Annotated in this window: 20 protein-coding genes; 10 read left to right on the top strand and 10 right to left on the bottom strand. The window is 53.7% G+C overall.

Features of this window, described 5'->3' with window-relative positions; genetic code table 11:
- The first annotated feature begins 172 nt into the window (after window positions 1–172).
- From fdhF to AAHF05_RS01665, 3 genes are all read left to right on the top strand, one after another.
- Window positions 173–2,320, top strand: a complete 2,148-nt coding sequence (gene fdhF / locus AAHF05_RS01675; protein WP_129324876.1) for a formate dehydrogenase subunit alpha — start codon at window positions 173–175, stop codon at window positions 2,318–2,320.
- A gap of 320 nt (window positions 2,321–2,640) precedes the next feature.
- A complete protein-coding gene (locus AAHF05_RS01670) occupies window positions 2,641–2,793 on the top strand; it encodes a Hok/Gef family protein (protein WP_028017915.1) in 153 nt (50 codons plus the stop codon).
- A 121-nt stretch (window positions 2,794–2,914) separates the two neighbouring features.
- Entirely contained in the window at window positions 2,915–3,589 is a 675-nt protein-coding gene (locus AAHF05_RS01665) for a tetratricopeptide repeat protein (protein WP_028017916.1), read from the top strand.
- Between the two features lie 37 nt (window positions 3,590–3,626).
- Here the strand turns inward: AAHF05_RS01665 and gltP are convergent, their stop codons facing one another.
- Window positions 3,627–4,940, bottom strand: coding sequence for a glutamate/aspartate:proton symporter GltP (gene gltP, locus AAHF05_RS01660; RefSeq protein WP_014830305.1), 1,314 nt, complete (start codon window positions 4,938–4,940; stop codon window positions 3,627–3,629).
- A gap of 423 nt (window positions 4,941–5,363) precedes the next feature.
- Between gltP and acs the strand changes: the two genes are divergently transcribed.
- The 3 genes from acs to actP all read left to right on the top strand — a co-directional run bounded on the left by acs (window position 5,364) and on the right by actP (window position 9,361).
- Window positions 5,364–7,322: an acetate--CoA ligase gene (gene acs, locus AAHF05_RS01655; protein ID WP_129324875.1), complete on the top strand. Its 1,959-nt coding sequence runs from the start codon at window positions 5,364–5,366 to the stop codon at window positions 7,320–7,322.
- Between the two features lie 78 nt (window positions 7,323–7,400).
- Window positions 7,401–7,715, top strand: a complete 315-nt coding sequence (locus AAHF05_RS01650; protein ID WP_129324874.1) for a DUF485 domain-containing protein — start codon at window positions 7,401–7,403, stop codon at window positions 7,713–7,715.
- On the top strand, window positions 7,712–9,361 hold the full coding sequence (actP, locus tag AAHF05_RS01645) for a cation/acetate symporter ActP (protein ID WP_129324873.1): 1,650 nt from the start codon (window positions 7,712–7,714) through the stop codon (window positions 9,359–9,361). The genes AAHF05_RS01650 and actP overlap by 4 nt, the downstream gene beginning before the upstream one ends.
- Before the next feature lie 33 nt (window positions 9,362–9,394).
- On the opposite strand, the gene AAHF05_RS01640 is transcribed toward actP, so the two are convergent.
- Entirely contained in the window at window positions 9,395–10,084 is a 690-nt protein-coding gene (locus tag AAHF05_RS01640; RefSeq protein WP_023310063.1) for an LrgB family protein, read from the bottom strand.
- The gene (locus AAHF05_RS01635; protein WP_374936430.1) at window positions 10,077–10,481 is read right to left on the bottom strand and encodes a CidA/LrgA family protein; all 405 of its coding nucleotides are present in this window, start codon (window positions 10,479–10,481) and stop codon (window positions 10,077–10,079) included. Before AAHF05_RS01635 ends, AAHF05_RS01640 begins: the two co-directional genes overlap by 8 nt.
- Window positions 10,482–10,582: 101 nt before the next feature.
- Here AAHF05_RS01635 and AAHF05_RS01630 point away from each other — a divergent pair, with 101 nt between their 5' ends.
- A complete protein-coding gene (locus AAHF05_RS01630; RefSeq protein ID WP_114979532.1) occupies window positions 10,583–11,476 on the top strand; it encodes a LysR family transcriptional regulator in 894 nt (297 codons plus the stop codon).
- 56 nt (window positions 11,477–11,532) lie between these two features.
- Here AAHF05_RS01630 and AAHF05_RS01625 read toward each other — a convergent pair whose 3' ends face one another.
- From AAHF05_RS01625 to soxR, 4 genes are all read right to left on the bottom strand, one after another.
- Window positions 11,533–13,179: a Na+/H+ antiporter gene (locus AAHF05_RS01625; RefSeq protein ID WP_028017922.1), complete on the bottom strand. Its 1,647-nt coding sequence runs from the start codon at window positions 13,177–13,179 to the stop codon at window positions 11,533–11,535.
- A 150-nt stretch (window positions 13,180–13,329) separates the two neighbouring features.
- Window positions 13,330–14,679, bottom strand: coding sequence for a guanine/hypoxanthine transporter GhxP (gene ghxP / locus AAHF05_RS01620; RefSeq protein WP_028017923.1), 1,350 nt, complete (start codon window positions 14,677–14,679; stop codon window positions 13,330–13,332).
- Window positions 14,680–14,973: 294 nt separating this feature from the next.
- Window positions 14,974–15,645 (bottom strand): glutathione S-transferase family protein, encoded by a 672-nt coding sequence (locus AAHF05_RS01615; RefSeq protein ID WP_129324872.1) that lies wholly within the window; start codon window positions 15,643–15,645, stop codon window positions 14,974–14,976.
- 266 nt (window positions 15,646–15,911) lie between these two features.
- Window positions 15,912–16,370 carry a redox-sensitive transcriptional activator SoxR gene (gene soxR, locus AAHF05_RS01610; RefSeq protein ID WP_023331806.1) on the bottom strand — a complete coding sequence of 153 codons (459 nt, stop codon included), beginning with the start codon at window positions 16,368–16,370 and terminating at the stop codon, window positions 15,912–15,914.
- Window positions 16,371–16,468: 98 nt separating this feature from the next.
- On the opposite strand from soxR, the gene soxS reads away from it, so the two are divergent.
- Window positions 16,469–16,795 (top strand): superoxide response transcriptional regulator SoxS, encoded by a 327-nt coding sequence (soxS, locus tag AAHF05_RS01605; RefSeq protein ID WP_013095071.1) that lies wholly within the window; start codon window positions 16,469–16,471, stop codon window positions 16,793–16,795.
- Between the two features lie 6 nt (window positions 16,796–16,801).
- On the opposite strand, the gene AAHF05_RS01600 is transcribed toward soxS, so the two are convergent.
- Together AAHF05_RS01600 and AAHF05_RS01595 are read right to left on the bottom strand one after the other, a co-directional pair.
- Window positions 16,802–18,367 (bottom strand): EAL domain-containing protein, encoded by a 1,566-nt coding sequence (locus AAHF05_RS01600; protein ID WP_129324871.1) that lies wholly within the window; start codon window positions 18,365–18,367, stop codon window positions 16,802–16,804.
- Between the two features lie 340 nt (window positions 18,368–18,707).
- The gene (locus AAHF05_RS01595; protein ID WP_129324870.1) at window positions 18,708–20,111 is read right to left on the bottom strand and encodes a sensor domain-containing diguanylate cyclase; all 1,404 of its coding nucleotides are present in this window, start codon (window positions 20,109–20,111) and stop codon (window positions 18,708–18,710) included.
- Between the two features lie 490 nt (window positions 20,112–20,601).
- Between AAHF05_RS01595 and AAHF05_RS01590 the strand changes: the two genes are divergently transcribed.
- Window positions 20,602–20,883 carry a YjcB family protein gene (locus AAHF05_RS01590; RefSeq protein WP_028017927.1) on the top strand — a complete coding sequence of 94 codons (282 nt, stop codon included), beginning with the start codon at window positions 20,602–20,604 and terminating at the stop codon, window positions 20,881–20,883.
- Between the two features lie 60 nt (window positions 20,884–20,943).
- Here AAHF05_RS01590 and ssb1 read toward each other — a convergent pair whose 3' ends face one another.
- Entirely contained in the window at window positions 20,944–21,468 is a 525-nt protein-coding gene (gene ssb1 / locus AAHF05_RS01585) for a single-stranded DNA-binding protein SSB1 (protein ID WP_008503384.1), read from the bottom strand.
- Window positions 21,469–21,719: 251 nt separating this feature from the next.
- Between ssb1 and uvrA the strand changes: the two genes are divergently transcribed.
- On the top strand, window positions 21,720–24,542 hold the full coding sequence (gene uvrA / locus AAHF05_RS01580) for an excinuclease ABC subunit UvrA (RefSeq protein ID WP_129324869.1): 2,823 nt from the start codon (window positions 21,720–21,722) through the stop codon (window positions 24,540–24,542).
- Window position 24,543 lies beyond the last annotated feature (1 nt).

Genomic DNA, 24,543 nt, shown 5'->3' with positions numbered 1-24,543 from the left:
TCAACCCATGTCACATCCGCTGCCCTGTCGACACGTCAATTTTGACGATTGGCTGCTTTTCGTCAGGGTTTTCACTGCAAATGGGCCGTAAAGTCTGGGTACACCCATATAAAAAACATGGCATAGAAGCTGCATAGTGGGTGCGAAAGATTCGATTAACTGGAGCAGACTGATGAAAAAAGTCGTCACGGTTTGCCCTTATTGTGCCTCAGGTTGCAAAATTCACCTGGTGGTCGATAACGGCAAAATCGTCCGGGCGGAGGCCGCGCAGGGGAAAACCAATCAGGGCACGCTATGCCTGAAAGGTTACTACGGCTGGGATTTTATTAACGATACTCAAATCCTGACCCCGCGCCTGAAAACCCCTATGATCCGCCGCGAGCGCGGCGGCAAGCTGGAAGCCGTCTCCTGGAACGAGGCGCTGGATTACGTCGCCTCACGCCTGAGTGCCATTAAGGCCAAATACGGCCCTGATGCCATTCAGACCACCGGTTCCTCACGTGGGACGGGAAATGAAACGAACTATGTAATGCAGAAATTCGCGCGCGCCGTTATTGGTACCAATAACGTCGACTGCTGCGCTCGCGTCTGACACGGCCCATCGGTTGCAGGTCTGCACCAGTCGGTCGGTAACGGCGCAATGAGTAATGCGATCAACGAGATAGATAATACCGATCTCGTGTTTATTTTCGGCTATAACCCAGCGGATTCTCACCCTATCGTCGCGAACCATGTTATTCGCGCCAAACAGAATGGGGCGAAGATCATCGTCTGCGATCCGCGCAAAATTGAAACCGCGCGCATTGCCGATATGCACATTGCATTGAAAAACGGTTCGAACATCGCGCTGTTGAACGCAATGGGGCACGTCATTATTGAGGAGAACCTGTACGACCAGGCGTTTGTCGCCACCCGTACGGAAGGCTTTGACGAGTACCGGAAAATTGTCGAAGGCTATACGCCAGAGTCGGTAGAAGCGATAACCGGCGTTAGCGCGCAGGAGATCCGCCAGGCGGCACGGATGTATGCCGGGGCGAAAACCGCCGCCATCCTGTGGGGCATGGGCGTGACCCAGTTCTACCAGGGGGTGGAAACCGTGCGTTCTCTGACCAGCCTCGCCATGCTGACGGGGAATCTCGGTAAGGCGCACGTTGGCGTCAACCCGGTGCGTGGGCAGAATAACGTGCAGGGCGCGTGTGATATGGGTGCACTGCCGGATACTTATCCGGGCTATCAGTACGTGAAATTCCCGGAGAACCGCGCCAAGTTCGCGAAGGCCTGGGGGGTGGAAAGCCTGCCGGAACATACCGGGTATCGCATCAGCGAACTGCCGCACCGCGCGGCGCACGGCGAAGTGCGTGCGGCCTACATCATGGGCGAAGATCCGCTCCAGACCGACGCCGAGCTGTCTGCGGTGCGCAAAGGGTTTGAGGACCTGGAGCTGGTGATTGTCCAGGATATCTTTATGACCAAAACCGCGGCAGCGGCGGATGTGATTCTACCGTCAACGTCCTGGGGTGAGCATGAAGGTGTCTATACGGCAGCAGACCGTGGCTTCCAGCGCTTCTTTAAAGCGGTAGAGCCGAAGTGGGATCTGAAAACGGACTGGCAGATCATCAGCGAAATCGCCACCCGCATGGGCTACCCGATGCACTACAACAACACACAGGAAATCTGGGACGAGCTGCGTCATCTGTGCCCGGATTTCTTTGGTGCCACTTACGAAAAAATGGGTGAACTGGGGTATATCCAGTGGCCATGCCGGGATGAGTCAGAGGCTGATCAGGGCACGTCGTATCTCTTCAAAGAGAAATTCGACACCCCGAACGGACTGGCACAATTCTTCACGTGTGACTGGGTCGCCCCTATCGACAAACTCACCGATGAGTATCCGATGGTGCTTTCCACCGTGCGTGAAGTTGGCCACTACTCCTGTCGTTCCATGACGGGCAACTGTGCCGCGCTGGCGGCACTGGCGGATGAACCAGGCTATGCGCAGATAAACACCGCCGACGCTGACCGTCTCGGTATTGAGGATGAAGCGCTGGTGTGGGTGAACTCTCGTAAAGGCCGCATCATTACTCGTGCGCAGGTCAGCGACCGTCCTAACAAAGGTGCGGTCTATATGACCTACCAGTGGTGGATTGGCGCCTGTAACGAGCTGGTGACGGAGAACTTAAGCCCGATAACTAAAACGCCGGAGTATAAATACTGCGCCGTCAACGTGGAGCCAATTGCGGATCAGCACGCTGCGGAACAGTATGTCATCGACGAATATAACAAGCTGAAAACCCGCCTGCGCGAAAGCGCAATGGGTTGAAGCTGTTAATTCATCAGTGAATAAAGGGAGTGAGATATTCACTCCCTTTTTATTTCCGCTTAAAGCATTCGAAATATCAATTATTATTCTGGAAAGCCGCTCGCAGAAATAATGTAATTTAGGCAAACAAGAATTACATCTTTGCATTTTAATTCAGAGGGATAAGATGTGCGGCGGGTGCTTAAGACTTTCTGTCTTGAGCATTGTTGAGGGACAGAAAGTGGAAAGCCCCGGGAAATCGTCATTTACCCGAGGCTACCCCTCAACACCAACAGGTTGAGAGTAGCCTCTTATTCTAGTTTTCACAAGGAGTAAAAGGCATGACGCCATTAAAAACTGCGTTAGGCATTGTCTTTATTATTTGCCTGACGATAGTGATATTTACCTTTATTAATCGCGGTAAGTTATGCGAACTCACAATAAAGAGTGAACATCAGGAGGTGGCGGCGAAATTAGCCTGCAACGCAGGCTAACCTCTTCGGGCGGAGCGACGGTTCCGCCCGGCTTGTCGGATGCTGAGGTCTTAATGCACCCATTTTTTTCTTCTGTCACCGCGATTATACTGCGCGGCATGTACCAAGATGATAAGAATCCATGAAACACATTTTCCTGTTGTTGTTAGTTTTTACGTCGCTTGCCCGTGCCGATGAGATTGGCAGCCAGTATAAAAAGCAAGCTGAAGCGGGTGATGCCCGCGCCCAGTATTATCTTGCCGATACGTACTTCAGCTCTGGCGACAGCAAACAGGCGGCGCTGTGGGCAGAGAAAGCGGCAAAAGGGGGCGACGTCGATGCGATGGCGCTGCTGTCGCAAATCCAGTTTACGCAGGGTGATTACGCGCAGGCTAAAGCACTGGCCCAGCAGGCGAACATCGCAGGCAGTAAACGGGGTGCGATCATGCTGGCACGCGTGCTGGTCAACACCCAGGCAGGCAAAACCGACTATCCACAGGCCATCAAACTGCTGCAAACGGCAACCGAAGATATCGACAATGACTCGGCGGTAGATGCGCAACTGCTGCTGGGTTTGATTTATGCCAACGGTGTAGAAGTGGCTCAGGACGATGTTCAGGCGGCATCATGGTTTAAACGCAGTTCAGCACTTTCACGTACGGGCTACGCCGAGTACTGGGCTGGAATGTTGTTCAGACAGGGTGAGAAAGGCTTTATCATCCCCAATAAACAGAAAGCGCTGTACTGGTTGAACCTGAGTTGTACTGAAGGGTTTGATACGGGATGCGAAGAGTTTGACGCGTTGAGCGGGGAGTAAACATTGCCGGGTGGCGCAGGCCACCCGGCTTTTTACATTATTGGTCAGCCGTCTTATCAAAACGACCCAGCACCTCGCGTTCATACGCCAGCGCTTTTTTACGGTCGAATTTGTGTTCCCACTTGGCAATCACCAGCACCGCCAGGGCGTTACCCACCACATTCAGCGCCGTACGCGCCATGTCGAGGATACGGTCAACACCGGCGATGAATGCCAGGCCTTCCAGCGGGATCCCGACGCTACCCAGCGTTGCCAGCAACACCACGAACGAAACGCCCGGTACGCCTGCGATACCTTTTGAGGTCACCATCAGGGTCAGCACCAGCACGATTTCCTGCCACAGCGACAGGTCAATCCCGTACAGCTGAGCGATGAAGATCGCCGCAATACTCTGATACAGCGTTGAGCCATCCAGGTTAAAGGAGTAGCCGGTTGGCACCACGAAGCTGGTGATCGACGCCGGTGCGCCGTAGGCTTCCATCTTCTCAATAATACGCGGCAGCACGCTCTCAGAGCTTGCCGTGGAGTAGGCCAGAATCAACTCATCTTTCAGGATACGAATCAGGATCCAGATGCTCAGCCCGCACAGACGCGCCACGATGCCCAGCACCACCAGCGCAAAGAACAGGATGGCGAAGTGCACCAGAATCACCAGCTTCGCCAGCGGCCACAGGGAGGCGAAACCGAAATTCGCTACGGTCACAGCAATAAGTGCAAACACCCCAACCGGCGCATAGCGCATCACCATGTGAGTCACTTTGAACATGGTTTCAGAGATTGAGCGGAACACCGTCACCAGCGGTTCACGGTGTGTCGCGGGGAGGGAAGAGAGACCCAGACCAAACAGCACCGAGAAGAAGATGATAGGCAGCATCTCACCCTTCGCCATAGACGCCACGATGTTGGTCGGAACCAGCGACAGGATTGTGCCCATCAGGCCATGCGCATGGCTCTGCACATCCGCAGTTGTGCTTTGGTATTTCGAAATATCCACCGTCGCGAGTTGCGACATATCAATCCCGGAGCCCGGCTGGAACACATTCGCCATCGTAATGCCCAGGATAATGGCAATCGTCGTGATCACTTCGAAATAGATAATGGTTTTCGCCCCGATGCGACCTAACTGTTTCGCATCGCCGACGCCCGCAATACCGACTACCAGCGTCGAGATCACAATCGGTACCACAATCATCTTGATCAGATGAATAAAGATATCGCCTGCTGGCGAGAGCAGGTTCGCAATCAGCCATTCGCGGCTGTCACTGTGATAATGGAGATAACTACCCAGCAAGATGCCCAGCACAAGGGCTAGCAAAATTTGCCAGGCCAGGCTGACTTTAACGTTTTTCATAGAAACTGACTTCCTCAATGAAGCTCCCCGATCACTCAAACTGCATGAATATGGAGCCATACTGAAAGGGTATGAATTGTGTTGCGTTGGTTTATGGGATTTTTTAACGCGGCGTATGAGTATCATTTGCGCGGTATGTTGCGCAAGCCTTAAAGAACGATGCATTTCACTACGAAAAATTGCTATGGCACGAGTTTCTGATAATTCCGATAAATAACCTTTTGTTATAAAAACGCTTTTTTAGGTTAATTTGTGAATAATCGGCTCGCTAAATTATTTTTCTTCAAAGTTTCATTCGCTCATTTTTCATACTATTCAAACAATGCGTGATCTGCCGCCCAAATAATAAACAAAGCTTGTAAAGCCCCTACAATTAACGTTTTTGCGACATATTATTAACATCTTACAAGGAGAAAAAAAGCCATGAGCCAAATACACAAACATGACATTCCCGCAAACATTGCGGACCGTTGCCTGATCACCCCGGAGCAGTACCACGAGAAATATCAGCAATCTATCAACAGCCCGGACATCTTCTGGGGTGAACAGGGTCATATCCTTGACTGGATCAAACCTTATCAGAAGGTGAAAAACACCTCCTTTGCGCCAGGCAACGTCTCCATTAAATGGTATGAAGATGGCACGCTGAATCTGGCGGCAAACTGCCTTGACCGTCACCTTGCCGAGCGCGGGAACGAGACGGCCATCATCTGGGAAGGCGATGATGCCTCACAGAGCAAACATATAACGTATAAAGAACTGCACCGCGACGTGTGCCGTTTCGCCAACGTCCTGCTGGAAAAGGGCATTAAAAAAGGCGATGTCGTGGCTATTTATATGCCGATGGTACCCGAAGCGGCGGTGGCCATGCTGGCCTGCGCGCGCATTGGAGCGATCCACTCCGTCATCTTCGGCGGCTTCTCGCCAGAAGCGGTTGCCGGCCGTATTGTCGATTCAAATTCTAAACTGGTGATCACTGCCGATGAAGGCGTGCGCGCTGGCCGCGGTATTCCACTGAAGAAAAACGTCGACGAAGCGCTGAAAAACCCGAACGTGAAAAGCGTCAGCAACGTCATCGTCCTTAAGCGTACCGGCGGTAAGATCGACTGGAAAGAAGGCCGCGACCTGTGGTGGAGCGATCTGATTGAAAAAGCGAGCGACCAGCATCAACCGGAAGAGATGAACGCGGAAGATCCGCTGTTCATTCTTTACACCTCCGGTTCGACCGGCAAGCCGAAAGGTGTGCTGCACACCACTGGCGGCTATCTGGTCTATGCGGCCACCACTTTCAAATACGTCTTCGACTATCACCCGGGTGACATTTACTGGTGTACCGCCGACGTGGGCTGGGTCACCGGACACAGCTACCTGCTGTACGGCCCGCTGGCCTGCGGTGCCACCACGCTGATGTTTGAAGGTGTACCAAACTGGCCGACGCCAGCGCGTATGTGTCAGGTGGTCGACAAACACAAGGTCAACATTCTCTATACTGCGCCAACGGCGATCCGTGCGCTGATGGCAGAAGGCGATAAAGCCATCGAAGGTACTGACCGCTCTTCCCTGCGTATTCTTGGTTCCGTGGGTGAGCCAATTAACCCGGAAGCCTGGGAGTGGTACTGGAAGAAAATCGGTAACGAGAAATGCCCGGTGATGGACACCTGGTGGCAGACCGAGACCGGCGGCTTTATGATCACCCCAATGCCGGGTGCGACTCAACTGAAAGCGGGTTCTGCAACGAACCCATTCTTCGGTGTACAGCCTGCACTGGTGGATAACGAAGGTCATCCGCTTGAAGGGGCAACCGAAGGCAACCTGGTGATCACTGACTCCTGGCCAGGTCAGGCGCGCACGTTATTCGGCGATCACGAACGCTTCGAGCAGACCTATTTCTCCACCTTTAAAAACATGTATTTCAGTGGCGATGGCGCGCGTCGCGATGAAGATGGTTACTACTGGATAACCGGGCGCGTGGACGATGTGCTGAACGTCTCCGGCCACCGTCTGGGCACCGCCGAGATTGAATCTGCACTGGTGTCTCATCCGAAGATTGCTGAAGCCGCCGTGGTAGGTATCCCGCATAACATCAAAGGCCAGGCGATTTACGCCTATGTCACCCTGAACCACGGTGAAGAGCCGTCGCCAGAGCTGTATGCCGAAGTGCGCAACTGGGTACGTAAAGAGATTGGCCCGCTTGCCACACCAGATGTTCTGCACTGGACCGACTCGCTGCCGAAAACCCGTTCAGGCAAAATTATGCGCCGTATTCTGCGCAAAATCGCGGCAGGTGACACCAGTAACCTCGGTGATACATCAACACTCGCCGATCCGGGCGTGGTGGACAAACTGCTCGAAGAGAAGCAGGCCATCGCAATGCCTTCGTAACCCCCTCACCCTAACCCTCTCCCGCAAGGGAGAGGGAACAATAAAACCTCCCCTACCAATACTTCTGGAGACTCTGTGATGAATGACGATATTTGTCAGCAGATAGAGAATAGTGCGCACTACAGGGAGCTCGTCGATAAACGGCAACGGTTTGCCTTCATCCTTTCCATCATCATGCTGATTATCTACGTCGGCTTTATTCTGCTTATCGCCTTTGCCCCACACTGGCTCGGCACCCCGCTGCACGAGGGGACCAGCGTCACGCGCGGGATCCCCATTGGCATTGGCGTGATTGTGATTTCATTTGTGCTGACCGGCGTGTACGTCTGGCGCGCGAACGGTGAATTCGATCGTCTTAATAAAGCGGTACTGCAAGAGGTAAAAGCATCATGAAGCGAGTCCTGACGGCGCTAGCCGCCACACTTCCCATTGCCGCCCACGCGGCGGATGCCATCACCGGTGAGGTACAGCGCCAGCCAACCAACTGGCAGGCGATTGTGATGTTCCTGATTTTCGTCCTGCTGACGCTGTACATCACGTACTGGGCATCGAAACGCGTGCGCTCCCGTAACGATTACTACACAGCGGGCGGCAACATTACCGGCTTCCAGAACGGGCTGGCGATTGCGGGTGACTTTATGTCTGCGGCCTCGTTCCTCGGGATCTCCGCGCTGGTGTATACCTCCGGCTACGATGGTCTGATTTACTCGCTCGGCTTCCTGGTCGGCTGGCCAATCATTCTGTTCCTGATCGCCGAGCGCCTGCGTAACCTGGGACGCTACACCTTCGCAGACGTTGCATCTTATCGCCTGAAACAGGGGCCGATTCGCACCCTCTCAGCCTGTGGCTCGCTGGTGGTGGTTGCGCTGTACCTGATTGCGCAGATGGTCGGCGCGGGTAAGTTGATCGAACTCCTGTTCGGCCTGAACTACCACGTCGCAGTGGTGCTGGTTGGCGTCCTGATGGTGATGTACGTCCTGTTCGGCGGCATGCTCGCAACGACCTGGGTGCAGATCATCAAAGCCGTACTGCTGCTGTTCGGCGCCAGCTTTATGGCCTTCATGGTGATGAAACACGTTGGGTTCAGCTTCAATAACCTGTTTACCGAAGCGATGGCGGTCCACCCGAAAGGTGAAGCCATCATGAGCCCGGGTGGTCTGGTGAAAGACCCGATTTCAGCCCTTTCGCTCGGTCTGGGTCTGATGTTCGGTACTGCAGGGTTGCCGCACATCCTGATGCGTTTCTTCACCGTGAGCGATGCACGCGAAGCACGTAAGAGCGTTTTCTACGCCACCGGTTTCATGGGTTACTTCTATATCCTGACCTTTATCATCGGCTTTGGTGCCATCATGCTGGTGGGGGCAAACCCGGTGTTTAAAGATGCGGCAGGTGCGCTGATTGGTGGTAACAACATGGCGGCGGTGCATCTGGCCGACGCGGTGGGCGGGAATCTGTTCCTCGGCTTTATCTCCGCCGTGGCCTTCGCTACCATTCTTGCGGTGGTTGCAGGGCTGACGCTGGCAGGTGCGTCTGCGGTGTCACACGACCTCTACGCCAACGTCTTCCGTAAAGGCGCGAGCGAACGTGATGAGCTGAAGGTTTCCAAGATCACCGTGCTGGTGCTGGGTGTGGTCGCTATTCTGCTGGGCATTCTCTTTGAGAAGCAGAACATCGCCTTTATGGTGGGGCTGGCCTTCTCGATCGCGGCAAGCTGCAATTTCCCGATCATCCTGCTCTCCATGTACTGGTCAAGACTGACCACCCGTGGGGCGATGATTGGTGGCTGGCTGGGACTGCTGACGGCGGTGATCCTGATGATTCTGGGCCCAACCATTTGGGTGCAGATACTCGGTCATGAGAAAGCTATCTTCCCGTATGAATACCCGGCGCTGTTCTCTATTGCCGTGGCGTTTATCGGTATCTGGTTCTTCTCGGCTACCGACAATTCGCCGGAGGGTAACCTGGAACGCGAGAAATTCCGCGCCCAGTTTATTCGTTCGCAAACCGGTCTTGGCGTTGAGCAGGGTCGCGCGCACTAAGCCTTTCCTCCCCGGTTACTCTGGCCGGGGAATTTAAAACATCACCCACGCCACCAGCGGCGCAATCAGCACCATCACCACGCCTGAGAGCATCATCACCAGGCTCGCCACGACGCCCTCCTGCTGACCCAGCTCATAGGAACGTGCCGTGCCCGCACCGTGCGACGCCGCGCCAAAGCCCGCACCTTTCGCCATCCCTTCCCGAATAGACAGCCGCAGAAACAGCATATCACCCACCGCCATGCCGAAGACGCCGGTGACAACAACAAACAGCGCCACCAGATCCGGCTGTCCGCCAAGCGGTTTGGCCGCGGCCAGCGCAAATGGTGTCGTCACCGAACGTACCGCCAGGCTGCGCTGAATTTCATCGGGCAGCGTAAACAGCCGCGCCAGCCAGACCGAGCTACAGACCGCCACCACCGTGGCGGTGATCACGCCTGCGCTGAGCGACATCCAGTGGCGTTTGATAATCGCCAGGTTGTCATACACCGGGACGGCAAAGGCGATAGTCGCCGGCCCCAGCAGCCACAGCAGCCAGTGGGATTCGCCAATGTAGTTCTGCCAGGAGATATGACCGAAGACCAGCATCAACACCAGCAGGATCGGCGTGAAGACCAGCGGCATCAGCGGCAGGGCGTGAAAACGGCGATACAGCCGCTTGTTAGCAAAGTAGATCGCCAGCGTCGCAATCAGGCACAAGACGCTTATCTGAAAGTTAGTCATGTTTGTGCCTGCTGATTTCAAAGCGATACACTTTATCCACCACCCAGGCGGTCGTCCCCAGCACCATCAGCGTACTCAGCGCGATGACCGCAAAGATGCGCCAGCCATCCACCATCAGCAGTTGCGCATAGTTCACCACCGCTACCACTGCCGGAACAAAGAACAGCAGCATCTCTGCCAGCAGCCAGCGTGCACCAGCCCGTACCCAATTGAGGGGAATGACGCGACAAAGGATGAGCGTCAGCATCATCCCCACAAGGTTGGCTGGCAACGGCAGATGCAGCCAGCCGACAAGATATTCGGCAAAAACAAACAGTCCCGCGTAGAGCAGTACCTGAACCGGTACCTGGAGTCGTTGCACAACGGCAGGCGTAACACGGCTTAACGCCACGGCCATGGGGGTTTCCTCAAAAATGAGACGAGGCGCCAGTATAGTGAGCGCACGGTATGGACAGAAATGAATTAAAATCATCAAAGGTATAGTTTCGAGGAATAATCATGGACATAAGAACGCTGCGCTATTTTGTCGAAGTGGTTCGTCAGCAAAGTTTTACCCGCGCAGCGGAGAAGTTGTTTGTTACCCAACCCACCATCAGCAAGATGCTGAAAAACCTCGAAGATGAACTGAACTGCACCTTGCTGATCCGCGACGGGCGCAAGCTGCTGCTGACCGATACCGGACGCGTCGTCTTTGAGCGTGGGCTGGCAATCCTGGCGGAGTTCCGCCAGCTGGAAGCGGAGCTGGACGATATCAATCATCTGACAAAAGGTGTGCTTCGCCTCGGTATCCCGCCAATGGTGGGGATGATGATGGCCGGGCCAATTAGCCTGTTCCGCCAGCGTTATCCCGGGGTTGAGCTGAAGATTTCTGAGTTTGGCGGATTAACCGTCCAGCAGGCGGTCATTAACGGCGAGCTGGACGTGGCGATGACCGCCCTCCCCGTTGAGGAAGAGAGTGGCCTGGCGACACTGCCGCTTTTTAGCCATCCACTGTGCGTACTGGTTCCACGCTCCGGCGACTGGCTGAAGAGAGACTCGGTGAAACCCGAGCTTCTCGGCGAACATCCGCTGCTGATTTACAACGAAGACTTTGCGCTCAGCCGCCAGTTGATGACGTTATTTAATCAACACAACGTGAAGCCGCGCATTGCGGTTCGCAGTGGTCAGTGGGATTTCCTGGCCGCGATGGTGCAGGCAGGTGTGGGGATTGCCATCCTGCCACAACCGATTTGCGAGCGGCTGGATAAAAACACGCTGCGCTGGATCCCGCTGGAGAGCAATCTTCACTGGCAGTTAGGGATGATATGGCGCGAAGGGGTGTATTTGTCGCACAGCGCACAGGCGTGGCTGCAATGTTGTGAAGGTTTTTGGGTCCCTAACCCCTCCCCCTAGCCCTCTCCCGGTGGGAGAGGGAACCGATCGAGCCCCTATGGGAAGAGGGGAAAAGGTTACTGATTCTCTATCAACAACGCTTCCAGCAGATCCAGATCGTGCAGCAGCTTTTGCAGCGTTTCGTTACTGATCTGGCGCGTGGCGCGCAGATGGTACAATTCAGCACGCTCTGAACGCAGCGCCGCCAGACGGAACCGGCGTTCGAGGTTCTCCTCCTGCAGCGAACTTTCCACATCGTTACGCCCGTCGGCACGGCGGCGCAGGTTACCAATCACGCGGGAACTGACTTCCGTCAGCAGCTGATTGTCGATGTTCTCTTCCGCATCGGCGGCCAGACGTTCTTCCATTTTCTGGATTGCCACAATCGCCACTTCGGCAGTCGCCGCACGGGCAATGCGCTCTTCCTTGTGCTGCTGGGTCGAATCACCGGCGTCAATGTGCTGCAGCAAAATAGGCAACATCACCACGCCAACAAACAGCGAGAACAGAATCACACCTGCCGCCAGGAACACCAGCTCATAGCGCGCCGGGAAGACATCGCCCGTCGGTAGCAGCAATGGAATAGAGAGCACACCGGCGAGGGTAATCGCCCCGCGTACCCCTGCGAAGGAGGCAATCAGCAGTTCACGCGTGGTCCACGAGCCGAACTCCATCGGTTTTTTCGTCAGGAAACGCACGCTGAACTTTTTCATCGTCCACAGCCAACCGAAACGCACCAGCATCAGCGCCAGGTAGATCAGCACGATATCGGTAAACAGCATCCAGACCTCAACGTTCGGATCGGCCTCGGCCGCCACCAGCGAGGACTCCATAATGCCTGGCAATTGCAGGCCCAGGAGCAGGAACACCATGCCGTTAAAGACAAATTCCAGCATTGCCCAGGTGCTGTTCGCACGCAGACGCATAGCCAGCGGTGCGCGACGCATCACGCCGGAGCGGGTGATGGTCATGCCTGCCGCCACCGCCGCCAGAATGCCTGACACGCCGATATGTTCGGCAATCAGATAAGAGGCAAAAGGCAGAAGGAACAGCAGCACGATTTGCGTTGCGGGCTCATCGCCGCCCCAACGGCTGAGGAACCGCAGCGAACGTCCGTACAGCCAGCTCACCACGAAGCCTGCGAGAATACCGCCAATCGCCACCTTGAAGAATTCCAGCGTCGCACCGCCGACGGTAAAGACCATCGTGCCCATCGCGACCGCCACCGCAAACTTCAGGGCGACCAGGCCGGAGGCGTCATTCATCAGCGCCTCACCCTGTAGAATGCCCATAATTTTCTTCGGAATTCGGCCCTCACCCACAATGCCAGAAAGTGCCACAGCATCGGTTGGTGACAGGACGGCGGCCAGCGCAAAAGCGGGAATTAACGGGATACCCGGCACCGCCCAGTAAATCAGAAAACCAATCCCAACCACGGTGACCACCACCAGCGCCAGCGCCAGACCGAAAATCTCTCGCCCGTGCTCAAGGAATTCGCGCGTGGGGGTTTTCCAGCCATCTGCAAACAGCAGTGGTGGGATAAACAGCACGAGGAACAGTTCGGGATCGAACTCCACGTGCAGGCCAAACGTTGGCCACGCCAGCAGCGCGCCGATGGCAATTTGCATTAATGGAAGGGGGACCTGAAAGGGCAGTACGCGTGTAACTACCCCAGATAGCGAGACCACAAGGGTCATGATGAGTATTGTGAAGAAGATTTCCATGCGTTCCCTGTTTGCTGTGTTGCTTATGTACTCCGGAAGGCGTCGTGCCTTTTATTCTATCTTCCCCAGAGTAACGCAAAAGGCAACAGGATGAGTCCTGAAAATAAAAACGGGCGGCCTGAGCCACCCGTTTTCGCATCAAAGGACAACTTAGATTGCCCAACCGCCCGCGTAGAACGCCACCAGCGCAACGGCGATCACCACCGTGCCGATGTTCAGTTTGCGCCACTCGCCAGAGACCAGACGACCAATCACCAGCGATGCAAAACCGATCATAATGCCGGTCACGATGTTACAGGTCAGTACGATAAATACCGCGGTGATGAGGCCGGACATCGCATCCACAAAGTCAGCAAAGTCGATTTTTGCCACGTTGCTCAGCATCAGCAAACCAACGTACATCAGCGCTGGTGCGGTCGCATACGCCGGAACCAGATAGGAGAGCGGAGAAAGGAACAGGATCAGCAGGAACAGCACGCCGACGGTGATCGCCGTCAGGCCGGTTTTACCGCCTGCCGCAGTACCCGCTGCGGACTCGATGTATACTGCAGCCGGCGCCGCACCCACCAGACCAGAGAAAACGCTGCTCAGGGAGTCAGTGGTCAGCGCTTTGCCGCCATCAATAATCTGACCGTCTTTATCCAGCAGGTTCGCTTGTCCCGCTACCGCGCGGATAGTACCGGTTGCATCAAACACGGCAGTCATCACCAGCGCCAGCACGCTTGGCAGGATCACCGGGTTCAGCGCGCCGACGATATCCAGGCTACCAATCAGGGAGTTGCCTTTGTCATCGCTCAGCGACGGCATGGCGAAAATCCCGGAGAAGTGGACGTTTGGATCGAAAATCAGGCCGACAATAGAAACCCCGATAATGGTCAGCAGAATACCGCCCGGGACTTTCAGTTTTTCCAGACCGATAATCACCGCCAGGCCAATCAAAGACATAATCACCGGGAAGCTCGCGAAGTGACCGAGCGCAACCGGCAGACCGTCCAGCGGGTTCTTGATGACCAGACCGACGCCGTTGGCGGCAATCAGCAGCAGGAACAGGCCGATACCGATACCCGTACCGTGCGCTACGCCGTGCGGCAGGTTGCGCAAAATCCAGCTACGGATGCCGGTCGCTGAAATAACGGTAAACAGCACACCCATCAGGAACACGGCACCCAACGCAACCGGTACGCTGATGTGTTGACCCAGCACCAGACTGAATGCGGTAAACGCCGTCAGAGAGATGGCGCAACCAATTGCCAGCGGCAGGTTCGCCCACAGCCCCATCACGATGGAGCCCACACCGGCCACAAGGCAGGTAGCAACAAAGACAGCCGCAGGCGGGAAGCCCGCTTTGCCCAGCATGCCCGGCACAACAATGACGGAGTAAACCATCGCCAGGAACGTTGTCAGACCGGCAACAACTTCCTGGCGCACGGTGCTGCCGCGAGCCGAAATTTTAAACATGGCGTCAAGTGAACCGCCAGTACGCGCAGATGGCGTAGACATAGAAAACATCCCCTGAGAGTTTTTTAGAAAGTCCGTAAGCGTGGTGGAGACGCCACTGCCAGCTAAACGTCAAATCCTTGAGTTGCGTTGGTGACGAAAGGGCGTCACATAAAAAGCAAACGTTTAGCTCCGCGCTTACAAACGGGTGGTCAAATTAAGGCAAACGATTATCTAGCCTAATCACCGCCCTTTTCAACTGAACTTTGTCGTTTTTCGCTAAAATTCACTTATGACGCTGAAGAAATAAACAGAGGATGCGCAAACGTTATCGTTTATGCGCAATTTGTTTACATTTCAATCGTCCCCCGGGATAGATAACGGCCCACCTTGTTCCAGCGTTCTTTTCCACCCGGGGCTGTTCTCAACCTTTTTCTTCCATGCCTGAATATGCGGCAGATTATTGATGCCACCGCGCGCCAGCAGGGCAAAAATCGGGAAACTCATCTGGATGTCGGCCATGCTGAGCGAATCCCCGGCAAACCAGCTGTTTTTAGCAAGATGCGACTCAATAAAGCGCGCATGGGTTTCCAGCTGGCGGTTAAGATAGGCTTTTTGCACTCCCTGTCCCAGCGCTTTGCCCAGCGTTCTGATACCAAACGGGACGGGAGGTTTACCGAGGCTGTTAAACACCAGCCTCATTAACAACAGCGGCATCAGCGACCCTTCGGCATAATGCAGCCAGAAGCGGTATTGCACCTTATGAGCGGGATCAAAGGGTTTTAACCGTGAGTCGGGATCGTACGTTTCCTGCAAATACTCCAGAATGGCGCCTGACTCCGCCAGAATCAGGCCATTATCTTCGACGACCGGCGATTTGCCCAACGGGTGCACTTTTTTGAGGGACTCAGGAGCCAGCATGTTCTTTTCGCGCTGGTAGTGAATGATCTCATAAGGCAGGGCGAGTTCTTCCAGCGCCCAGATCACACGATGTGAGCGCGACTGGTTAAGGTGATGTACCGTAAGCATGGTTGTCTCCTGTTATTCATACTTTTTAACTATAGAAAATCGAACAACACCGCGAAAAAAATTCGGCTAAAAAACAACCGGCGTGGCTGGCGAAATGACGGGGCTTGCATAGAATTAAAGTGTCAGCACAATCCGGAACCTCCCCAACCAGCTCGACATGAGGGGTGCTGATGTCGGGGGAAACCCTCCCGTGAACCAGCGGGATAGAGAGAAAGACAAAGACCGGGAAAAACTAAAGCGCCCTTATGTGGCGCTTTAGTTCTTTATTAATCCTCTTCCAGCAATCGGGCCCCCGTTCCCTGTTCGCCCAGCCTGTCGCCCGGGTTACGCAACGGACAATCGCTCCGGGACAAACAGCCGCAACCAATGCAGCCATCCAGCTCGTCACGCAGCGCGACCAGCGTATGAATACGCCTGTCCAGCTCTTCACGCCATTGGGACGAAAGCTCCTTCCACTCTTTCGGGCTCAGCGTGTGACCTTCCGGCAGCACACCAAATGCCTCGCCAATAGTGGCCAGGGGAATTCCGATTCTCTGCGCGATTTTGATAATCGCCACATAGCGAAGCACGTCGCGGGTATAGCGGCGCTGGTTTCCACCGTTACGGATACTCTTGATTAACCCTTTGCTTTCATAGAAGTGGAGCGCCGATACTGCAACACCGCTTCGCTTTGCCACTTCACCTGGAGTTAACAGCGCTTTAATTCGCGGCAGTCTCTTTTCCATAAAACCTCTTTACCTCAAGTTAACTTGAGGAATTATACTCCCCCGCAGAGAAAACGACGAATCAACCAGGAAAGTTGTATCTACAGAGGGGCAACCGTATGTCACATCAGCAGATTATTCAGACACTTATTGAATGGATTGATGAACATATCGACCAACCGTTGAACATTGATGTGGTCGCTAAAAAGTCGGGCTATTCGAAATGGTATTTACAGAGGATGTTCCGGACGGTTATGCATCAGACGTTGGGTGAGTACATTCGTCAGCGCAGACTGCTGCTGGCAGCCCAGGCGCTACGCTCAACGCAGCGGCCCATTTTTGATATCGCGATGGATCTTGGTTATGTGTCGCAACAAACCTTTTCCCGCGTGTTCCGTCGCGAATTTGACCGCACGCCGAGCGATTATCGCCACCAGTTGAATTAATCACTATCAATGCAAAGGTTGCTGCTGCCAGGTCATAAACTCCTGGGGCGGCATCGCTTTCGCGAAGTGCCATCCCTGACAGAACTGAACACCGCGCTTCAACAACCAGCTCACCTGCTCTGCCGTCTCTACCCCTTCCGCAATGGTTTTCAGGCGCAGGCTTTGTGCCATCTCAATAATATGCTCGGCGATCAAGTGACTGGTGCTGTTGGTCGTTAAGGTGTCGATAAAGGATTTGTCGATTTTGAGGATATCAACGTTCAGCGAATAGAGGTTATGCAGGTTAGAGTAACCCGTCCCGAAATCATCAATTGCGACTTCATAACCTGCCTGACGGAAAGCCTGAATCACCGGTGTGGTTTTTGGCACATCAATAAACCCGCGTTCCGTCACCTCAATCTTGATTTGCTGGGCACGCACGTCATAGTGGCGGGCCTTGTCAGAAATCATGGCGATCAGCCGCGAGGAGTGGAAATCCGTGGCCGACAGGTTAATCGAGATATAGAGGTGCGGATGTGCGGCCAGGAAATGGCCCAGATCGCTGAACACCTCCTCAACAACATAATCCGTTATCCGCTCGCTCATTCCCTCTTTTTCAGCCAGCGGAATAAACTCTGCCGGGCTCATCACCTGTCCGTTAAAACCGGGCCAGCGTAACAACGCCTCTGCCCCCACGCACTGGTTGTTCTTGATATCAATGATCGGCTGATAGTGCAGGCAAAGCTGGCGTTTGTTCAGCGCCCGTTGCAGCAAGCGCCCAGGGGAATTGAGTTCACGATGGGTACGCGACCATACCAGCAAAATAATAATGCTGCAGATCATCCCTAGTGGCAGCGTCAATGTCGCCTGATGATAAAGCGTTTCATAAAAGCGTTTATTCGATGTTGACACAATAGCCGCAATCGGTCTTTTTGGCGATTTTACGACGGTATAAAAACGGTTATCTTTTTGAAATACCGATTCCTTATCCCGAATCATCGAATTTAATAAAGAAACATTGGCTTTTTGGCTAACGGAAAAGAATGCATTGGTTATCGTGTCGTACACTCCCCATGAAAGGGAATGATCGTTTGACATCACTTCGCTGTACGAAAGCGGATTGACCACCACCACATAATTCCCACGCTGCATATATGTCATTTTATAGCCAGTATAAAATGGGGTATCGCGATAATAATAGATAGCGACATCCGGTTTACGCGTGTAATTGGCGACGGAAATTGAGTAGGGGTGTTCCGGTGTAAAAACGGTCGAACAAAGAAAATTCTGACCTTCGGCATAAATTAAATCGGCGACAAACAGACGGCCACGAACAACGTTCAGCATATATTGACGATGTCCCGGCGTACAAAGTTCGCCCTGGTATTTTACCGCCTCGTCCCGGGCCAGTTCAACCTGTTGAATAACCAGTTCTGTTTTGTCTAAAGCCAGTTCTGCAAAGGTACGTAGCTGAGCACTTGTTTCCGATACGGCTCTTAGCTGGGCAAACCATAGCGCAAGCATCACCGGTAGCATAACTACCATGATGATCCCTACCACCCTGAGCATCTTGCGCCGCGCGCTACGATTCATTTCCCGCCCTATATCCCTGCATGTTGTACGCCTGTAGTAATGAAGGCCGGATGCTTTGCTAAACAGGTGATTACGTTGCATGAATCATGCGAAGTTAGCAACTGACTTTTAGTATTAAAAATCTTAAATTTCGTTATGACGATAATATTTTCCCGTAAGCTAAACTGTAAGTATTCGTTCCGTTTCAATTAAGGAAAATATTTACCCATCCCGTAAGGGATGGTGCGAAGATAACACAACAGAGGATCGTTGATTAAGCCAAACTTTGGACAGCATGAAAAAAGCACAACTTCTTAATGAAATTTCATGCTATTTTTTCGGGTGTATTTTGTTCGCTGATTTATAAATAGCCAGCTGCCACTACCGTTTTTCCCCGTCCCGTACGCTTGGCGTCATATAATGCTTTATCCGCTCGTGTCAGCAATGCCGATGTATCAAACTGATCCCCGCACACCTCCACGACTCCTGCACTAAACGACAGCTCCAGTTTTTTCTCTCCAACCCTCAGCGGTTTGGTTTTCAGCGTGGTATGCAGCCTGGCGGACAGTTGCGCCGCGTCATGACAATGAGTTTGCGCCAGCAGAAGCAAAAACTCCTCCCCTCCCACGCGCCCTAATGCAGAATCTGAAGGGGCTAACTCACGGATACAATCACAAAAGTGAAGAAGCGCCGCATCGCCCACCTGGTGCCCCCACTCATCGTTGATTTGTTTGAAAAAATCCAGGTCAAACATCAGAACAGAAAAATGGCTGTTAGGCTCCTGCCTGGCATTTGCGGATTGCGCGAGTTCCAGCTGCTGCAAAATCGCCGAACGGTTAAAACAGCCGGTGAGATCGTCAATAGTGGCTTTCACTTCCAGCTGCTGTTCTGCTTTCTTCCGCTCGGTAATGTCGAGCCCAATATTCAGGATAGAGTTGTCTGGCAACAGAATGTTTGACCACAATACGGTCAACTTCGTACCGTCTTTACGTAGCGGATGCCACTCATACATGTCCTTGAGTGGAGAGACATTTACCGACTCTCTTACCCGACGCCGCTCTTCAGGGTCTGGATAAAACAGCGAGAGTGGATCGGCATGAGCCCCGATCTCCGCCATCGTCCAGCCAAATACTTTTTCGCACTCGGCATTCCACAATACGCAGCGGTTAAATTTGTCGAAAGAGTTCATTAAAACCGGTGCCCGTTCAAACAGGGTCTTATATTGTGTCACGACACGCTGCATTTCCTGTGCAGTTTTCTCGCGGGCAATAATTTCCTCAAAATAGTCTTTTAATTTTTCGACCAGCACCACGACGATATTTTTCAGGATCGGCAGAGAATACAATTTCTCATCGAATGCTAAAAAAAAATATCCCCTGCAATGCCAGTCATGGGTTGAAAGTTTGCATAACACCCCGCTTTGCAATTGCGTATAGCCTGGGTGCTGCGGAGGAAATAAGGCGCGGCCAATATTCTCTTTCCAGTAGATCACCCGCCATGACCGGTGATGCCGCTGGAGCAGGGTACCTGCCAGAAAATCGGCGGCTTCAAAAGAGTGGCAGGCCACCTCACCCGCGCAGACGACACGGTGCAGCCCGTCATTATCATTAACGCTTACCCAGGCCAGGCTCGCCCCCAGCGAGCGATTGATCGTCTCCAGCATTTCTGCCAGTGAGCACTGAGTGTGAAGCTGGGGCATCAACTTAGCCAGCGCATGCAAAGCCTGCATGCTGTCATTAACAATCTCACATCGTTTTTTTTTCATCTTTTTGCCGATTATCACGCGATAAACCGGACGCAACTGTCTTCAGGTTCAAAAACCGGTCAGCCAGAGCTGGAGGCTGAAAATCAGCACAACGAAATGAAACGACTGTTGTGTGTAATTAAAAACGGACAAAGAAATAAAAATAATAATAAAATTCAAAAACCTGAAAGGTTAGCTGCGAGTAAATTAATATGTCCACTCAAGCATAATCTATAGGTTTATTGCTGTAAACGTTGTACAACAGGCGCCGTCTTGCAGAGGTTTTGCTATCTCGATGAATTCATTATGAAGAGTAGGGGAAAAGGGTTTATTAGCCAGCAAAGATATATTTTCTATCTGATACCTATCCATTTCATACAGCTATGAATCCTTCAATTTTCATCATCCTGACACTGGCGAATAAATCATCAAATGTGATATAGTTCACATATCTTATGTAATTAAAAACACTGTTTCATTCAGTGAGTCTGTTTTGTAGAGGATGGGTTTTATGGCAACCATTACTACCAGCATGGTTCTCTTACGCTGGCCGTTGTTGAGTGCGGTATTGATGTTTTTAGCCAGTACGCTGAACATTCAGTTTCGTAAGTCTGATTACGCTGGCCTTGCTATCATCAGCACCCTGCTTGGGCTGGGTGCAGCCTGCTGGTTTGCAACGGGCCTGCTTGGCATCACCCTGCTGGATATCGCTGCCGTCTGGGAAAATATTAAAGTGGTGATGGTTGAAGCGATGAGCCACACGCCACCAGACTGGCCGATGGTGATTACCTGATCCCTTACGGAATAAAAAACCCAGACTATTGTCTGGGTTTTTTGTTTGGATATCAGGGGATCAGAACGGAATATCGTCGTCGAAATCCATTGGTGGCTCGTTAGACGGTGCAGGAGCAGACTGCTGCTGCGGGCGAGACTGTGCGCCACCGCTAAACTGGTTGCCACCCTGCGGCTGCTGAGGCTGACCCCAACCGCCCTGCTGCTGGCCGCCACCTGCTGGTGCGCCACCGCCCTGACGGCCACCCAGCATCTGCATGGTGCCGCCAACGTTTACCACAACTTCAGTAGTGTATTTCTCAGCGCCGGACTGATCGGTCCATTTGCGGGTACGCAGCTGGCCTTCGATATAAACCTGAGAACCTTTACGCAGATACTCACCGGCCACTTCTGCCAGTTTGCCAAACAGCACAACACGGTGCCATTCAGTCTGCTCTTTCATCTCACCGGTCGCTTTATCACGCCAGGATTCGGAAGTAGCCAGCGTAATGTTGGCAACTGCGCCACCACTCGGCATGTAGCGTACTTCCGGGTCCTGGCCCAGATTACCGACGAGAATCACCTTGTTTACGCCTCTGCTGGCCATGTTCGTGTCTCCTGAATACGTTTCTTAATAGTGTAAACGCGCGAGTGTACCATTTCCACGCTGCATTTTGATAGCTGCGAGATGGATTCCAGAGTTCTCGTGCGAACGCTACATTGTTACATAGCCAATCGGAAAATGCATTCCAATACTGTATATTCAAACAGGTTAAATTGTGTCATAATTAGCCGTTTCTGACAGCCGTTTGTCCTTCAAACAAACCAGGCAATCCGTGTTCCAACCGGGAAAGGTGAATGGATAAGATCGAAGTTCGGGGCGCCCGCACCCACAATCTCAAGAATATCAACCTCATAATCCCTCGCGACAAACTCATCGTCGTGACCGGGCTTTCGGGGTCTGGCAAATCCTCACTGGCTTTCGACACTTTATATGCCGAAGGACAGCGTCGTTACGTTGAATCACTCTCTGCGTACGCGCGTCAGTTCCTGTCGCTGATGGAAAAACCGGATGTCGACCACATTGAAGGGTTGTCCCCTGCTATCTCTATTGAGCAGAAGTCCACCTCGCACAACCCGCGTTCAACGGTCGGTACCATTACCGAAATTCACGACTACCTGCGTCTGCTGTATGCCCGTGTGGGTGAGCCGCGCTGCCCGGACCACGACGTCCCGCTGGCGGCCCAGACCGTGAGCCAGATGGTGGATAACGTGCTGTCGCAGCCGGAAGGCAAACGCCTGATGCTGCTGGCCCCCATCATTAAAGAGCGTAAAGGCGAACACACCAAAACGCTGGAAAACCTCGCAAGCCAGGGTTATATCCGCGCCCGTATCGACGGTGAAGTGTGTGATCTGTCAGATCCCCCCAAGCTGGAGCTGCAGAAAAAGCACACCATCGAAGTGGTGATTGACCGCTTCAAAGTACGTGACGATCTCGCGACGCGTCTGGCGGAATCCTTTGAAACGGCGCTGGAACTCTCCGGCGGCACGGCCGTGGTCTCCGACATGGACGATCCGAAAGCAGAAGAGCTGCTCTTCTCCGCTAACTTTGCCTGCCCGATTTGCGGCTACAGCATGCGCGAGCTGGAACCGCGCCTGTTTTCGTTCAACAACCCGGCGGGCGCGTGTCCGACGTGTGACGGCCTGGGCGTTCAGCAGTATTTCGACCCGGATCGTGTGATCCAGAACCCAGAACTGTCCCTGGCAGGCGGGGCCATTCGCGGCTGGGACAAGCGTAACTTCTACTACTTCCAGATGCTGAAATCGCTGGCAGAGCACTATAAGTTCGATGTTGAAGCCCCGTGGGCCAGCCTGAGCCCGAGTGTGCACAAAGTGATCCTGTTCGGTTCCGGCAAAGAGAACATCGAGTTCAAGTACATGAACGATCGCGGTGATACCTCCGTGCGTCGCCACCCGTTTGAAGGTGTGCTGCACAACATGGAGCGCCGTTACAAAGAGACCGAATCCAGCGCGGTACGCGAAGAACTGGCGAAATTCATCAGCAACCGCTCGTGCGCCACCTGCGACGGCACGCGTCTGCGCCGCGAAGCGCGCCACGTCTTTGTCGAAAATACGGCGTTGCCGACGATCTCAGACATGAGCATCGGCCACGCGATGGACTTCTTCAACAACCTGAAACTCTCCGGACAGCGCGCGAAAATCGCCGAGAAAGTGCTGAAAGAGATCGGGGATCGTTTGAAATTCCTGGTGAACGTCGGCCTGAACTACCTGACACTTTCCCGCTCCGCTGAAACGCTCTCCGGCGGTGAAGCCCAGCGTATCCGTCTTGCCAGCCAGATCGGCGCAGGTTTAGTCGGCGTGATGTACGTCCTGGATGAGCCGTCTATAGGCCTGCACCAGCGTGATAACGAACGTCTGCTCGGCACGCTGATCCACTTGCGTAACCTCGGTAACACGGTGATTGTGGTTGAGCACGACGAAGACGCGATCCGCGCTGCTGACCACGTTATCGACATTGGCCCGGGCGCAGGCGTGCATGGCGGCCAGGTGGTCGCGGAAGGGACGCTGAAAGATATCATGGCGGTGCCTGAATCGCTGACCGGCCAGTACATGAGCGGCAAGCGCAAGATCGACGTGCCGAAACAGCGCGTGGCAGCAAACCCGGAAAAAGTCCTGAAGCTGACTGGTGCACGCGGCAACAACCTGAAAGACGTCACCCTGACGCTGCCTGTCGGGCTGTTTACCTGTATTACTGGCGTGTCCGGTTCAGGTAAATCAACGCTTATCAACGATACGCTATTCCCGATTGCACAGACGGCACTGAACGGCGCAACGCTTGCCGAGCCAGCACCGTACCGCGATATTCAAGGTCTGGAGCATTTCGACAAGGTTATCGACATCGACCAGAGCCCGATTGGCCGTACCCCACGTTCTAACCCGGCGACCTATACTGGCGTCTTTACGCCTGTACGTGAACTCTTTGCTGGCGTACCGGAATCTCGTTCACGCGGCTATACACCAGGACGTTTCAGCTTCAACGTGCGTGGTGGGCGCTGTGAAGCGTGCCAGGGCGACGGAGTGATCAAAGTTGAGATGCACTTCCTGCCGGATATCTACGTGCCGTGCGACCAGTGCAAAGGCAAACGCTATAACCGCGAAACGCTGGAAATTAAGTACAAAGGCAAGACTATCCATGAAGTGCTGGATATGACCATTGAAGAAGCACGCGAGTTCTTCGATGCCGTCCCGGCGCTGGCGCGTAAGCTGCAAACGTTAATGGATGTGGGGCTGACCTATATCCGTCTCGGACAGTCAGCAACGACGCTCTCGGGTGGTGAAGCGCAGCGCGTGAAGCTGGCGCGTGAGCTGTCGAAACGCGGCACCGGTCAGACGCTCTACATTCTGGATGAGCCAACCACCGGCCTGCACTTTGCCGATATCCAGCAGTTGCTGGACGTTCTGCATCAGCTCAGAGACCAGGGCAACACCATTGTGGTCATTGAACACAACCTGGACGTGATTAAAACCGCGGACTGGATTGTCGATCTTGGCCCGGAAGGCGGTAGCGGTGGCGGTGAAATCCTCGTCTCCGGTACACCAGAGACCGTTGCAGAGTGCAAAGCCTCGCACACCGCACGCTTCCTTAAACCGTTGCTGTAAT

This window comes from Enterobacter adelaidei (assembly GCF_041937165.1).
GTDB lineage: Bacteria > Pseudomonadota > Gammaproteobacteria > Enterobacterales > Enterobacteriaceae > Enterobacter > Enterobacter adelaidei.
This window is presented reverse-complemented; position numbering and strand designations above follow the sequence as displayed.

Bases quoted from the DNA above. Each gene is read 5' to 3' on its own strand.
- AAHF05_RS01670 (WP_028017915.1), top strand. From the start codon at position 2,641: ATGACGCCATTAAAAACTGCGTTAGGCATTGTCTTTATTATTTGCCTG.
- AAHF05_RS01665 (WP_028017916.1), top strand. From the start codon at position 2,915: ATGAAACACATTTTCCTGTTGTTGTTAGTTTTTACGTCGCTTGCCCGT.
- gltP (WP_014830305.1), bottom strand. From the start codon at position 4,940: ATGAAAAACGTTAAAGTCAGCCTGGCCTGGCAAATTTTGCTAGCCCTT.
- acs (WP_129324875.1), top strand. From the start codon at position 5,364: ATGAGCCAAATACACAAACATGACATTCCCGCAAACATTGCGGACCGT.
- AAHF05_RS01650 (WP_129324874.1), top strand. From the start codon at position 7,401: ATGAATGACGATATTTGTCAGCAGATAGAGAATAGTGCGCACTACAGG.
- actP (WP_129324873.1), top strand. From the start codon at position 7,712: ATGAAGCGAGTCCTGACGGCGCTAGCCGCCACACTTCCCATTGCCGCC.
- AAHF05_RS01640 (WP_023310063.1), bottom strand. From the start codon at position 10,084: ATGACTAACTTTCAGATAAGCGTCTTGTGCCTGATTGCGACGCTGGCG.
- AAHF05_RS01635 (WP_374936430.1), bottom strand. From the start codon at position 10,481: ATGGCCGTGGCGTTAAGCCGTGTTACGCCTGCCGTTGTGCAACGACTC.
- AAHF05_RS01630 (WP_114979532.1), top strand. From the start codon at position 10,583: ATGGACATAAGAACGCTGCGCTATTTTGTCGAAGTGGTTCGTCAGCAA.
- AAHF05_RS01625 (WP_028017922.1), bottom strand. From the start codon at position 13,179: ATGGAAATCTTCTTCACAATACTCATCATGACCCTTGTGGTCTCGCTA.
- ghxP (WP_028017923.1), bottom strand. From the start codon at position 14,679: ATGTCTACGCCATCTGCGCGTACTGGCGGTTCACTTGACGCCATGTTT.
- AAHF05_RS01615 (WP_129324872.1), bottom strand. From the start codon at position 15,645: ATGCTTACGGTACATCACCTTAACCAGTCGCGCTCACATCGTGTGATC.
- soxR (WP_023331806.1), bottom strand. From the start codon at position 16,370: ATGGAAAAGAGACTGCCGCGAATTAAAGCGCTGTTAACTCCAGGTGAA.
- soxS (WP_013095071.1), top strand. From the start codon at position 16,469: ATGTCACATCAGCAGATTATTCAGACACTTATTGAATGGATTGATGAA.
- AAHF05_RS01600 (WP_129324871.1), bottom strand. From the start codon at position 18,367: ATGAATCGTAGCGCGCGGCGCAAGATGCTCAGGGTGGTAGGGATCATC.
- AAHF05_RS01595 (WP_129324870.1), bottom strand. From the start codon at position 20,111: ATGAAAAAAAAACGATGTGAGATTGTTAATGACAGCATGCAGGCTTTG.
- AAHF05_RS01590 (WP_028017927.1), top strand. From the start codon at position 20,602: ATGGCAACCATTACTACCAGCATGGTTCTCTTACGCTGGCCGTTGTTG.
- ssb1 (WP_008503384.1), bottom strand. From the start codon at position 21,468: ATGGCCAGCAGAGGCGTAAACAAGGTGATTCTCGTCGGTAATCTGGGC.
- uvrA (WP_129324869.1), top strand. From the start codon at position 21,720: ATGGATAAGATCGAAGTTCGGGGCGCCCGCACCCACAATCTCAAGAAT.